The organism is Acidimicrobiales bacterium, assembly GCA_041394185.1.
Classification (GTDB): Bacteria; Actinomycetota; Acidimicrobiia; order Acidimicrobiales; family Poriferisodalaceae; genus JAAETH01.
In genome coordinates this window covers 1,401,402-1,413,595 of sequence record JAWKIQ010000001.1, presented here as the reverse complement: position 1 = coordinate 1,413,595, position 12,194 = coordinate 1,401,402, and the positions used below count along the sequence as shown (strand labels likewise).

12 protein-coding genes and 1 pseudogene are annotated in these 12,194 nt (G+C 66.4%); 6 read left to right on the top strand and 7 right to left on the bottom strand.

What is annotated here, in order from left to right; translation table 11 throughout:
• The first annotated feature begins 31 nt into the window (after window positions 1-31).
• Window positions 32-1,054 (top strand): annotated as a pseudogene (locus R2770_06605) (IS110 family transposase).
• A 229-nt stretch (window positions 1,055-1,283) separates the two neighbouring features.
• Here the strand turns inward: R2770_06605 and R2770_06600 are convergent.
• From R2770_06600 to R2770_06590, 3 genes are read right to left on the bottom strand one after another with little or no spacing between them, the layout of a single operon-like run.
• Entirely contained in the window at window positions 1,284-2,057 is a 774-nt protein-coding gene (locus tag R2770_06600; GenBank protein MEZ5280125.1) for a hypothetical protein, read from the bottom strand.
• Window positions 2,054-2,638, bottom strand: a complete 585-nt coding sequence (locus tag R2770_06595; protein MEZ5280124.1) for a hypothetical protein — start codon at window positions 2,636-2,638, stop codon at window positions 2,054-2,056. The genes R2770_06600 and R2770_06595 overlap by 4 nt, the downstream gene beginning before the upstream one ends.
• A gap of 1 nt (window position 2,639) precedes the next feature.
• Window positions 2,640-3,536 (bottom strand): D-isomer specific 2-hydroxyacid dehydrogenase family protein, encoded by an 897-nt coding sequence (locus R2770_06590; GenBank protein MEZ5280123.1) that lies wholly within the window; start codon window positions 3,534-3,536, stop codon window positions 2,640-2,642.
• Between the two features lie 216 nt (window positions 3,537-3,752).
• Between R2770_06590 and R2770_06585 the strand changes: the two genes are divergently transcribed.
• The gene (locus R2770_06585; GenBank protein ID MEZ5280122.1) at window positions 3,753-4,727 is read left to right on the top strand and encodes a hypothetical protein; all 975 of its coding nucleotides are present in this window, start codon (window positions 3,753-3,755) and stop codon (window positions 4,725-4,727) included.
• A 9-nt stretch (window positions 4,728-4,736) separates the two neighbouring features.
• On the opposite strand, the gene R2770_06580 is transcribed toward R2770_06585, so the two are convergent.
• Window positions 4,737-5,441 (bottom strand): J domain-containing protein, encoded by a 705-nt coding sequence (locus R2770_06580; GenBank protein ID MEZ5280121.1) that lies wholly within the window; start codon window positions 5,439-5,441, stop codon window positions 4,737-4,739.
• 92 nt (window positions 5,442-5,533) lie between these two features.
• Here R2770_06580 and R2770_06575 point away from each other — a divergent pair, with 92 nt between their 5' ends.
• Genes R2770_06575 through R2770_06565 form a run of 3 tightly spaced genes read left to right on the top strand, consistent with a single transcriptional unit; the run spans window position 5,534 to window position 8,897 of the window.
• A complete protein-coding gene (locus R2770_06575; GenBank protein ID MEZ5280120.1) occupies window positions 5,534-6,901 on the top strand; it encodes a DUF1800 family protein in 1,368 nt (455 codons plus the stop codon).
• Window positions 6,898-8,256, top strand: a complete 1,359-nt coding sequence (locus R2770_06570) for a DUF1501 domain-containing protein (GenBank protein ID MEZ5280119.1) — start codon at window positions 6,898-6,900, stop codon at window positions 8,254-8,256. Before R2770_06575 ends, R2770_06570 begins: the two co-directional genes overlap by 4 nt.
• Window positions 8,253-8,897, top strand: a complete 645-nt coding sequence (locus R2770_06565; protein MEZ5280118.1) for a hypothetical protein — start codon at window positions 8,253-8,255, stop codon at window positions 8,895-8,897. The genes R2770_06570 and R2770_06565 overlap by 4 nt, the downstream gene beginning before the upstream one ends.
• Here the strand turns inward: R2770_06565 and R2770_06560 are convergent.
• Window positions 8,894-9,865 carry an NAD(P)-dependent oxidoreductase gene (locus R2770_06560; protein MEZ5280117.1) on the bottom strand — a complete coding sequence of 324 codons (972 nt, stop codon included), beginning with the start codon at window positions 9,863-9,865 and terminating at the stop codon, window positions 8,894-8,896. The two genes, R2770_06565 and R2770_06560, sit on opposite strands and share 4 nt — an antisense overlap.
• Window positions 9,862-10,788, bottom strand: a complete 927-nt coding sequence (locus R2770_06555) for a nucleoside hydrolase (GenBank protein MEZ5280116.1) — start codon at window positions 10,786-10,788, stop codon at window positions 9,862-9,864. The genes R2770_06560 and R2770_06555 overlap by 4 nt, the downstream gene beginning before the upstream one ends.
• 41 nt (window positions 10,789-10,829) lie before the next feature.
• On the opposite strand from R2770_06555, the gene R2770_06550 reads away from it, so the two are divergent.
• Window positions 10,830-11,369, top strand: a complete 540-nt coding sequence (locus R2770_06550; protein ID MEZ5280115.1) for an AAA family ATPase — start codon at window positions 10,830-10,832, stop codon at window positions 11,367-11,369.
• 9 nt (window positions 11,370-11,378) lie between these two features.
• Here the strand turns inward: R2770_06550 and R2770_06545 are convergent, their stop codons facing one another.
• Window positions 11,379-12,155 carry an enoyl-CoA hydratase-related protein gene (locus R2770_06545; GenBank protein ID MEZ5280114.1) on the bottom strand — a complete coding sequence of 259 codons (777 nt, stop codon included), beginning with the start codon at window positions 12,153-12,155 and terminating at the stop codon, window positions 11,379-11,381.
• Window positions 12,156-12,194 lie beyond the last annotated feature (39 nt).

Here is a 12,194-nt window from a genome sequence, read left to right as displayed (position 1 = left end):
CCGAGCGTCGAATAGGAAGACCGTGACCAGCATGCACCAACTCAGCAAGGAAGTGACAGGAGGGGTCGACACTCACGGCGAGGTTCATGTCGCTGCTGTTGTCGATGTCATCGGGCGGATCGTCGCGACTGAGTCGTTTCGCGCCGATGGGGCGGGCTATCGACGATTGTTGCGATGGATGCAATGCCACGGAGATGTCGTCAGAGTCGGTGTGGAAGGCACCGGTAGTTACGGTGCTGGTCTCGCCCGCTATCTCAAAGATGAAGGTGTCGAGGTTGTCGAGGTCAATCGACCCGATCGGCAGCGGCGTCGACGCCGAGGCAAATCCGACACCGTGGACGCCGAGGCTGCTGCCCGGTCCGCTCTCAACGGTGATGCAACAGCGGTCCCCAAGAGCGGCTTCGGGCCGGTGGAGAGCGTCCGGGTCCTGCGCCTGGCTCGACGATCCGCGATCAAGGCCCGAACCCAGGCAGCGAACCAGATCCGGGACCTGATCGTGACCGGACCCGACCAGCTTCGGGCGCGCCTGAGAGACCTCAACACTGCTCAGCGCGTCACCGTGTGCGCGCGGTTACGAACTGTTGACGTGACTGATCCCAGCGACGCGACCAAGGCGGCACTGCGCACACTGGCCCGTCGCCACCTCGACCTCAGCGCCGAGATCGAAACCCTCGATACTCAGATCGCTCAACTGTGCGCAGCGATCAACCCGGCCCTGCTCGCAGCCCGCGGTGTCGGCCCCGAAGTCGCCGCCACACTGCTGGTCACCGCTGGCGACAACCCACACCGCATGCGCTCCGAAGCCGCCTTCGCGGCGCTATGCGGCGCGAGCCCGGTCGAGGCATCATCAGGCAAGATCACCCGTCACCGACTTAACCGAGGCGGTGACCGACACGCCAACAACGCGCTCTGGCGCATCGTGCTCGTGCGCATGTCCTGCGACCAGCGCACCATGGCCTACGTCGCGAAACGCACCAACGAAGGCAAGTCAAAGAAAGAGATAATCCGCTGCCTAAAACGCCACGTGGCCCGCGAGATCTTCAGACTCCTCACCAACCCATCCACCATCCCCGCCGGAAAAGACCTACGCACGCAACGCACCAACGCCGGCCTCACACTCACAGACGTCGCCCAAGCCCTCGGCACCTGGCCCATCCGCATCTCAAAACTCGAACGAAACCTAACCCACGACGCCGACCTCGCCCACCGCTACCAACTCCTCCTCCACCCCAACCAACAAGCCGCTTGACACATACACCCCATAGGAGCATCAGTTTCGGTCTCTAGCTGTTGGTGGGGTCGCCGTCTCCGGTCGACGGGCTAAACGACGAGCGCAGGGGGTTCGTTTCTTGAGTGAGCTGGCACAGCTTGAACACGGCCAGTGTGCCCAGGTCGTGTTGAACCAGTTCTCCGACGGCCAGCCGGGTACGGCCGTCGGGCAGCTGAACCAGGTCGACTATGTCGTGGGAGCCCTCGGCCCACGACTCTGGCACCCATGTCCAGCTCGTCGCCGATTGTTCGAATCCGAAGCGACGCATGGCACCTGGCGAGACAGGGTCGAGCTTGCCGTCGCGGCCGAAGGACAACAGATGCCAGTTGGTCGACTGGGTCGCCGACGCCAACGCAACAGCGAACTCGTCGAGGTCACCCGACTGGAGTGGCGGAACCAACGGCTGGTCCAACGCAGGCAGAGCGGCCTCGAGTTCGCCCAACCATGCAACCGAGATCTGGCCGCACCGCCTGACCAGGATGGGTGTAGCGCTGCCGGGGAGTTCGACGACGCCACGCTCGAGGTCGAGGACCTCATCCGGAATCCACGAGTAGTCGTCGGGTCCGACGATCAGCCGGCGCTGAAGGGCTGTCGACTGGTAGATCGGCTTCGAGTCTCGAACAACGACGTAGATCCAGCGCCTGTCCATCGACCGCAACACCGAGTCGAGGCACCCGGCCATGCGGATGCGTGCGGTTGCATCGACGCCGCGCGATCGCCAGTCGACGGCGTCGGTTCGAGCCAGGTCTGGGTTGAGGTTGAGGCGGGGCCTTCTCGGTGCGGTCATCGATGGTCCTCGGCGAGATATGCCTCGTAGCGGTCTGGGTCGGTCCAAGCACCTGTGCGGTCGGCGAAGCGCCGGGCCACCTCGTGCATCCACGAGGTGTTGCCGTTGCGTGCCCCGGTGGACGACACGTCGCCCAGGTGTTTGGCGACATCGAGTTCGAGTTCGGGTGGGGTATGTGCAGGCGGTCGGGGTGCTACAGCCACTTCTGGCAGCCTGCCCAGCGCAGCGTCTCGTCGGGCGGCATCGTCGGCGTAGAACGACAGCTCGTGGATCTGGTGCCACTTGTCTGCGCCCATCACCAGCAGGTCGTAACCCTCGGCGATGTCGGCCAGCAACCGGTCGCTGGTGATGATGAGATCGAGCCAGTCGTATTGTGCGACGACTTCGGCAAGCACCTGAACCCGGTGCTCGAAGGTAGGGCGCTCGACCGTGTCTTTACCCAGCGGGGTCCGCGAAATCGCCAGGTGCAGCCGATCGAGGTTGCGATCTTCTCTGGCGGCCTCGGCGATAGCCAGGTGAGCCACTGTGAACGGGTTGAACGAGCCTGGGTAGACGCCGACGCGCATGGTGGTGCTCGTCATCTCAGTAGCCCGCCTCGACATCGACCAGGCCCAGCAGGTGTCGCAGGTCTGCGGGGGCGGCATCGGCGCAGAACAGTGCGACGTTGCGCCTGACCCGATCGGCCAGCAGCGGCAGACCCATCTCGGGTGTGTTGCCCACGTGGGGTGTGATGAGGCAGCGGGGCTCGGTCCACAGAGGATGTCCCTCGGGCAGCGGCTCTGGGTCGGTGACGTCGATCGCTGCGCCACCGATAGAGCCGTTGGCCAGTGCTTCGACCATATCGTCGGTAACCACATGAGCGCCACGCCCGACGTTGACCAGCCACGCGTGCGACGGCAGTGCGTTGAACACGTGGCGATCGATGAGGCCGCGGGTCTCGTCGGTGAGGGCCCAGGCCACGACCAAAAGGTCGGTTTCGGGCAGTACGCCTGCGAGGTCCGCGGTGGCGATGGTGCGGTCGGCCGACGGGTGGCGTTCGGCGCTGCGGCGCACGACCGTGGTTTGGCAGTCGAAGGGTGCCAACAGGTCGAGGAGTTCATCTGTGATGCCACCTGCGCCGAGGATGGTGACCCTGGCGCCCAGCAGGTTGGTGCCAATGGGTCTGGACCAAGAGCTGGCCCTGGCGTATTGGTGCAGGTTTCGAAAGCCTGCCAGCGCGCAGGCCAACACGTGCTCGGCGACTGGCCTCGCGTAGACGCCCTTGCCGCAAGTCCACACCAAGCGTGGATCGAGATGTTGGACGAACGTCTCGATGCCGGCATAGGGCAACTGGACCCAGCGAACGTTGTGTGCCTGTTGGATTATCGACGGGAAGGTGTCGGCCGCAGCGGGGTCGGCGAATATGAGCGCCTCGGCCTCGGCCAGGTCGCTGACCCGAGCCCCGGCGCGCTCGACCGCCTCGGCCAGTGCCTGGTGCATGGCGGGGCGAGTGTTCGGTGCGACTGCGATGGGTCTTTGTGGCATTTGGTATCTGCCGGCTTGCTTGCTGGCGCCCAGGTCTGCTTGCCGGCTCCGTCTAGTGTGCCCAGAATCGAGAATGATCGCCCAGGCACGTTGGTTTTGGAAGTGTGTCAGAACACAGTTAAGCCCCCCGTAAGACGCACAACCCACATCGCTGTGGCGCTGGCGCTGTGGGTGATCGCATCGTGCTCGGGGGCATCGACTCCGACTTCGGACGGTGATGAAACGACGTCGACCACCGACGATCCCGCCCAGGTGGCAGAGCTGGTCGACGCGATGGCCACGGTGTTCGAGACCGACGGCGTTCTGCCCATAGACGCTGCCGTGGCCCGCTGCATCGCGGCGGGCACGGTCGATGTAGTGGGCGTGGGCCCTCTGGCCGAAGCCGGGGTGACCGCCGCGGACCCTGACGGCCCCGACAACGACCCCTATGCCCGGCTGTCGCGAGAACAGATCGACTGGGTGGTGGCGGTTTGGTCCGGCTGCACAGATGTAGCCGAACTGGTTCAGCGAGCCTTGCTGGCCGGAGGCCCCGCCGACATCGACCCCGCCATAACAGACTGCCTCGGCTTCGGGCTATCGGGCGGGTTGGCCGAGGCGTTCCTGGCTGACGCCCTGGCCAACGAAACCGCCCCCGGCGGTGCCATGTCAGACGTTCTGCGCCTGGTCGACGGATGCAGCATCGGTGCGGCTCGGGCCGAGCTAGAGGGTGTTCAACCCGGCCTGTGGCCGTGGCTCACGGTGTCGCTGCCCGGCTACGAGTCGACCCTGCTGACCGATGAAGCCACCGCTGGGCTGGGGGTAGAGGGGGCGCTGGCCGGGGGTCCGGGCGTGTACCTGGAAGCTCTCGAGGTGTCAGACGCCGACGGTCAGTTCGCTGCGGTGTTGGTGGTTGCGGGAATCGACGAGGCTCTGTCGGGTGGCATCGACACCGACATCTACGCGGCCAACATCATCGGTTCTGCGGGCGACTCTGAGGTGTTCCCGATAGAGCTGCCGGGCGGAGCCAACGTGGTGGGCTGGGAAGACATCGACAACGAGGTCGTCTATCTGGTGTGGACCGGCAGGCGAGTGGTGGTGTTTGCCACAGGACCCATCGCCACCGCCGACGTGCTGTCGTTGTACGCGGAACTGGTGCCGGCGCCGTGACCGGACGGATCAGAGGTCGCGCAGTCGCCGGGTGAGATGGGGGTTGGCACCCAGCGCGGTGGTGACCTCGTGACTCAGCCCGTGGGCGAGGTTGTCCCAGGTGCGGTCGATCAACTCGGCAAGCACCTGGTGGCCGGTGCTGACACCGATCAGTCTGGCGTCGGCGTAGGTGCGCTCGGCCAGGCGGGTGAGGCCGACCAGAGCCGACGCGAGGCCCAGATCCAGCGGGGCGGCACCCGCAGCACGTGCAGCCTTGACCCGGTCGGCGGTGTCGTTGATGTTGTACGCGACGAGCGTGTCGATGCGGGCGTCGTAAACGGCCCTGGGGTGTCCGCCACGCTTGATCGACAGGGCCAGTGCAGCCGATCTGGCCGCCTCGCGGGTCAGGCGCACGATCTGCACACGGATTCCCGCGAACCAAGCGTCTCTGCGGGTTTGGAACTCGGGCGGGGTTGGTGGGACGTGGCTGTTGTCGATGGTGAGCCGGCTCTCGACTGTTAGATCGATGAGGGTGCGATCGTACGCTGCGCGCCTGGACGGGTCGGAAAGCACCTTCCATGCCTCGTTGACCCCTGCCATGACACCGGGATCGATGTTCGAGTTGGCGTCGGGGTGATAGCGCTTGGCCAGCTCGCGATAGGCGCTGCGAAGGGTGCTGGCGTCGGCGTCGGGCGTGCACCCGAGGCGGTCGTAGAGGGTGGAGACGCCGGACACGCAGGCCAGCGTAGCGACGCGCGGCCCTCGATGAAGAACACATGAAGCCCGACCTCACGATCACATCATCGTGAGCCGTCAAAGTCGCTGACATGAGCGAAGTCGAGGCCACACCACGCAACGTCGCCCACCTGTTCAGGCGGGCGGCCTGGGGAGCGACACCCGAACAGATCTCGGCGTGGGCCGACGGAGGCGACATCGAGAAGCTGGTGCGCGCCCTGCTGGACTGGAACGCGGCACCGCCCGCGGGCTCGCCCCATCGACGTACCCAGGGCGACTCGGTAATCCTCGATCACGAGTTCCATCTGTGGTGGTGGCACCTGGCCGTCACCTCGCCGACACCGGCCATAGAGAGGCTGGCGTGGTTCTGGCACGGCCATTTCGCCACCTCGCTGCGCAAGGTCGAATGGGCCGACCTGATGCACCAGCACATGGTGATGCTGCGCCGTCACAGCCTGGGCGGCATCGACGAGATCCTGAGCGCCGTCACCCACGACCCAGCGATGAACATCTGGCTCGACCTGCACCTGAGCGAGGTCGGGGCACCCAACGAGAACTATGCCAGGGAGCTTCTGGAGCTGTTCTCGATGGGAGCAGGCAACGGCTATGGCCAGCTCGATGTAGCCCAAGCGGCAAGGGCCCTGACCGGCTATGCGCTGCGATACGAAGAGCAGTGGCGGCCGATGGGCACCCAGCTGTTGCCCGAGCTGCACGACTTCGGACGAAAGACCTTCCTGGGTGTGACCGGCGATCTGTCGGCCGACGACCTCATCGCGACGATAACGGCCAGGCCCGAGTGCCCCGAGTTCATCGCGACCCGGCTGTGGACGCGATATGCGGGGACGCAGCCCACCCCCCAGACCCTGGCGCCGATCGCCTCGGCGCTTGCAGGCCCCGACGGATCGATTCACGACGGGTTGGTGACGCTGTTGACCAGCCCCGAGTTCTATTCGAACGAAGTGATGACCGGTCTGGTGACCCAGCCGGTCGAGATACTGGTGCGAACCGCGCGCAACTTCGAGATCGACATGCTCGACCCCAACGGCAGGGCATTCGACTACGGCGACGACGGCGATCTCGAGAACCCCGAGGTCTGGGATTCGCTGGCCATCAGCTGGTGGGCCGAGCGGATGGGCCAGGAGCCCGCCTACCCGCCCAACGTCGGCGGCTGGGCCCACAACGAACCGTGGCTCGACGCCAACAGGTCGGCAGCCAGGTTGGTGGTGGGGCGCGAAATCGGCTGGCACATCGTCGAATCGGAAAGCCGTATAGCCCAACGGCTGGCCGCTCATACGTCGCCAAAGAGGCTGGCCGAGGCGGTGCTGCGTCAGTTCGGCCTGGTCGAGTGGTCCGAAGACACCGTAGATGCCGTGGCCACAGCCGCCGCCGCCGACGGCTGGATCGCCGTCGAACACGCAATAGCCGCAGCTTTCGTCAGCCCGGAGGTAGTACTGGCATGAACCGATTCGATACCAACCAAAGACACCAACAGAGCCAACTGAGCCAACAAAGCCAACTGAGCAGGCGGCGATTCCTCGCCATGGGCGCGGGCGCCGCCGCCGTGGGGTCGGTGGGTCTGGGCGTTCGCTCGCTGCTGCCGACCGGGGCCGCGTCCGCCCCAGGCCGTCAGGGGGTCGACCTGTCCGGAGCCATACCCGCAGCCGCTCAGTCATCGGGCGAGCCGATTCTGGTGATGATCCAGATGGAGGGAGGCAACGACTTCCTCAACAACGTCGTGCCCTTGGGTTCGGGCCGATACCGCGACCTCAGGGGCGATGGTGCGGTCGACGAGGCCAACACCGATCCGCTGGACGAGTCGTTCGGGCTGTACGCGATGCCGTTTCTGGCCGGCCGGTGGGGACAGGGCAATCTGGCCGTGGTGCACGGGGTCGGGCGTGCCGATGCCACGCTGAGCCACTTCGACGAGACCGACGCGTGGGAGAAGGGTTCGATCGACCTGAGCTCTCGCACCGGCTGGATGTGGCGTGCACTCGACTCGATTGGGGGAGGCGCCCACGATCCGTTGATTGGGATGAGCGTCGAGACCGCATCGGCCGCCCTGATGGGGCCGACTTGGTCGGCGGCCACCGTGCCGGTCGACGGCAACCTGCCGTGGGTGCAGGTCGAGCCGTGGGAACGGTCGCTGTACGACGGGGTTAGATCGCTGAGCCAAGATCGCCGTGGCGATCCGTCGCTGGTGGCGCAGGTTCGCAGAGGCCAGTCGATGGTGTTCGACATCGCCCAACAGGTCGGTGACCTGTCGTCTGGCTACGAGGACACGCCGCCCGCCGTCATCAGCGATGGCGCCCCGCGCTATTTCGACGGCGAGAACGACGTGTGGTCCGGTGGCCTCGGCCGGCAGCTCCGCCTGGTGGCTTCGATGATCAACTCGGGGGTCGGAACGCGCATGTTCCACGCATGGCAGGGCGGTTACGACACCCACGGCGAGCAGTGGTACCAGCACCCCAGACTGTTGCTCGAACTCGACCACGCGATCAGGGAGTTCTTCGAGGTGCTGGCCCCCGGCGGACCCCCCGTGGTGGTGGCCACCTGGTCAGAGTTCGGGCGTCGACCTGAGTGGAACGGCAGCGGCACCGATCATGGCACTGCCGGCACCCACTTCGTGGTGGGGTCGAGCGTGATCGGCGGCCACCACGGAAGCCCGGTAGACCTCGACCGGCTCGACTCCGACGACAACTTCGTGCCCACCACCGACTTCCGGTCGTACCTGGCCGGGCTGGTGGCAGGGGTGCTCGACATAGACCCGGCGTCGGTCGTCGACACACCGACCAGACCACTGGAGCTGACCAGATGAACGAAACAGAACCCACCGACAACCGGCACGGCACAGCTCGGGCCACGCTGCGAGGTGCGGCGATGGGCGCCGTGGGGGTGCTGGCCGCAATCGGCGCCTGGAGCCTGGTGGCCGGCGACGGCTCGGGCCAGGCCACAGCGGCTTTGGCCGCATCGGCGCCGGTCCCCATGGCCGACTCGGACACCTCGCCCACTGGGATGTCAGATGAGATGTCGAATGAGATTTCTCCGATGGAGATGTCGGGCGGCATGTCACAGCCACCGATGGGCTCGGAAATGGGGGCGGTCATGGGTGGCGCGCCGATGGGTGCTCCTATGGCCGACGAGATGGGCTCGGCCTCGGCCGACGACGCCGCGGACGTGCCGGCCGCGGGCGAACTCGACTGTGAGGCATATGAGGCCGAGCAGTACCTGCGCGAGGAGCAGGGCCTGATCGACTGGGAAGCCTTGTACCCCGAGTACGACGACGACGAGTACGACCGGCTGCCGATCTATCTGGACGAGTTCTCCTACGACGTGGTCGGGCCCGACGAGGACATCGTCTTCGGTGACTTCACCGGACCCGTCTCGCCCCAGGACCTGCCGACCGAACGTCTGGTCGAGGTGGTGGGCCGGTGCTGGGAGCGCGGCCTGCTGGACTAGCGCCGGCCGGCCGAGCGGGCGCGCATGGCCTTGACGAAGTGGCCGTAGCTGCGCTCGAACCGGTTGTTGCCCGCCGCCGAGTTGTGGGGGCTTACCCACACCTTGGGGTGGTCCCACATCCAGTGATCCGAGGGCAGGGGCTCGGTGCGCATGACGTCCAGAATCGCTCCCTCGAGCTGCTCTGCATCGAGCGCTTGACGCAGCGCGTCCTCGTCTATCAGCGAGCCGCGGCCGACGTTCACCAGCACGGCGTCGGGTTTGAAGCGGGCCAGCAGGTCGGCGTCGACCAGGTCGTCCGTGTCCGGCGAAGACGGCAGGGTGAACACCACAACGTCGGCCTTGCCCACGTGATCGGGCAGGTCGTCTGGGCCGATCATCGCGTCGACCGGCTCGTCGCCTGCCGGGCTGCGCCTGACGCCCGTGACGCTGGCACCAAACGCTCGGGCCCTGACCGCCACCTCGGTGCCGATGGCTCCCATTCCCACGACCAGCCAGTTGGTGCCGAATACCTCCCGATACTCGTATCGATGCCACTGATGGGCTGCCTGGCTGTGATGGCGAACCGGGCCCCTCTGAAACCAGTCGAGCACCCTGTGCATGATGAACTCTGCGATCGGCACCCCGGACAGGTGGGCGGACGTGACCTCGATGCCACGGTCGGCCAGCCGCTGCCAGTACTCACCGTCGAGACCGGCGTATGAGGCGTGAACGAGCTCGACGGTCGGCGCGGTTTCGGCCATCTTGAAGTGGCGGCGCATCACCGGCGACCCGAAGACCTCGAAGCACATCCACGCGACCGTCGGCTGCGCCTGCTGAGGCTCGATCTCGGCTTGTGTACCCGCGGCGGTGTGGAGCATCACCGAGTCGGTGTCGACGACTATCCATTCGAAGTCGGGGAATTCGGCCACCAGGCGGGGGCCGAACCGTTGCCAGCTCGGCGCAGCGATCTGAACTACGTCGGCGGTCACTGGAACCTCCTGACAGCTGCGACGAACACGTCTATGCCCTCGTCGCGATCGATCGTGCGCAGCACCTCGACGTTGGGCGGGGCTCCGCCCCAGCCGCGCTCGTCGACCACGGTCATGCCCTCGGTGATGCCTTCGGTAGAGACGTCGACGTGGTTGTGGGTGGACGTGAACAACTCGGGGTGGGTCAGGGCCAACACCGCGCACGGATCGTGCAGGTTCGCCTCTGCAACACCCCTGATGCGCTGGCCCGCGTCGACGTAGGCCTCGATGACCTGCGAGGCGAACGTAGATGTCTCGGTGCCCTGCGATGCGAGGTCTCGCACCGTGCCGCGGTCGACGGTGTATTGGGACGTCAGGTTCAGCCCCGCCATCTTCACCACCGCAATGCCCGCCGACAGCACTACCCGAGCCGCGTGGGGGTCGGCCCAGATGTTGAACTCGGCCGTGGCGGTGACGTTGCCGGGGCCTGCAGACCCGCCCATCAGCGAGATTCCGGCGATGCGCTGGGCGATGTCGGGGGCCTCGCGCAGGGCCAGGGCGATGTTGGTCAGCGGCCCGATGGGCACCAGCCACACATCGTCGGTCGACCTGACCGTGTCGATGATGAACCGAACGGCGTCGGTGCTGTGGACCTGGCGGTTGAGGCCGGGCAGGTCGGGGCCGTCGAGGCCGGTGGCACCGTGTACCTGCCGGGCATGTCTGGCCTCGATGACCAGTGGGCGGGCGGCTCCGGCGTGCACGGGCACGTCGAGCCCCGCGATCTGGCACACCAGCAGGGCGTTGCGGGTAGTCATGTCCAGCGGGGCGTTACCCGACACGGTGGTGATACCGATCAGGTCGCCGTATGTGGCCGCGACCAGTATCGCCATTGCGTCGTCGTGGCCTGGGTCGCAGTCCAGGATGATCTTTGGTGTGCTGGTCAAATGGGCCTCCCTGCTCGCTCGCCGACGCTAGCGTCGTGCTGGTGCGGCGGGTTGCATTCGTTGGTTGCAGTGGAGCGGGCAAGACCACTCTGGCCCGCGAGGTGGCCAGGCGGTTGGGCGTCGAACACATAGAGCTAGATGCCATCTTCCACCAGCCGGGCTGGACCGAACTGCCCCAGGGCGAGTTCGCCAGGCGCGTGGCTCAGCGGCTGGCCGATGCTCCGAACGGGTGGACCAGCGACGGCAACTACAACTCACACGGCGGCCGTCAGGTTCGAGAGGCCGCCGACACGATCGTGTGGGTAGACACCTCCAAGCCGCGCGTGATGGCACGCGTCGTCAGGCGAACCCTGCGCCGGGTGATCACCAGAGAAGAGTTGTGGAACGGCAACCGCGAGCCTTGGACCAACCTCTATTCGCTCGACCCCCAGCGCAACATCATCGTCTGGAGCTGGACCCGTTTCGACGAGTACCGCAGCCAATACCAGCAGATGCTCGACGAGGGCCAGTGGGCACACGCCCAGGTGGTGCGGCTGCGCACCCCGGCGCAGGCCAGGCGGTGGTTGAGCGATGTCGGCTGACCGGCGCGCCTAGCGGCCCTTCCACTCGGGCGATCGCTTCTGGGCGAAGGCGCGGGGCCCCTCGATGAAGTCCTCTGACTCGCGCAGGGCCTTAACGGCCGGGTAGCTGCGTTCGTGGGCTGCCTGCACGCCGGGCTCGTTCAGGCCCAGCATCGCCGCCTGCTTGGTGGCACGAATCGACATCGGTGAGCATGCCAGGATCATCGACGCCCACTCGCGTGCCCGCTCGATGAGGCGATCTTGGGTGGTCACCTCGTTGACGAAGCCGAGCTCGAGGCCTTCGGCCGCCGAAACATGCCTGGCGGTCAGCATCATGCCCATGGCCCGCTTGAGGCCGATCTGGCGGGGGAGACGGTGCACACCGCCGGCCAGCGCTGCCAGCCCGACCTTGGGTTCTGGCAGGGCGAACCGGGCGTTGTCGGACGCGATGATGAGGTCGCACGCCAGCGCCAGCTCGAAGCCGCCGCCCATGGCCACGCCGTTCACGGCGGCTATCACCGGCTTGTCGAGGTCCCAGCGCGAGGTGATGCCGCCAAAACCGGTGGCCGGCATGGCCGACCGGTCGCCGCCGCCGGCCTGGTACTTGAGGTCGTTGCCTGCCGAGAACGCCCGGTCGCCGGCGCCGGTGATGATGGCCACCCACAGGTCGGGGTCGTTCTGGAACTCGTCGAACAGGCCTGCCAGCTCGGCGTTGGCCGGCGGGTGCAGCGCATTCATCACATCGGGTCGGTTGATGGTGATGATGAAGAGGTTGCCGTCGCGTTCGGAGGTGGAGTAGTCGCCCATGGCCGGAGGCTAGTGGAGGCGGACTCTGCGCCAACTATT

What these genes read in the sequence shown, in the direction of transcription:
- R2770_06545 (MEZ5280114.1), bottom strand. Translation starts at nt 12,155, where the DNA reads ATGGGCGACTACTCCACCTCCGAACGCGACGGCAACCTCTTCATCATC.
- R2770_06565 (MEZ5280118.1), top strand. Translation starts at nt 8,253, where the DNA reads ATGAACGAAACAGAACCCACCGACAACCGGCACGGCACAGCTCGGGCC.
- R2770_06570 (MEZ5280119.1), top strand. Translation starts at nt 6,898, where the DNA reads ATGAACCGATTCGATACCAACCAAAGACACCAACAGAGCCAACTGAGC.
- R2770_06595 (MEZ5280124.1), bottom strand. Translation starts at nt 2,638, where the DNA reads ATGACGAGCACCACCATGCGCGTCGGCGTCTACCCAGGCTCGTTCAAC.
- R2770_06590 (MEZ5280123.1), bottom strand. Translation starts at nt 3,536, where the DNA reads ATGCACCAGGCACTGGCCGAGGCGGTCGAGCGCGCCGGGGCTCGGGTC.
- R2770_06575 (MEZ5280120.1), top strand. Translation starts at nt 5,534, where the DNA reads ATGAGCGAAGTCGAGGCCACACCACGCAACGTCGCCCACCTGTTCAGG.
- R2770_06600 (MEZ5280125.1), bottom strand. Translation starts at nt 2,057, where the DNA reads ATGACCGCACCGAGAAGGCCCCGCCTCAACCTCAACCCAGACCTGGCT.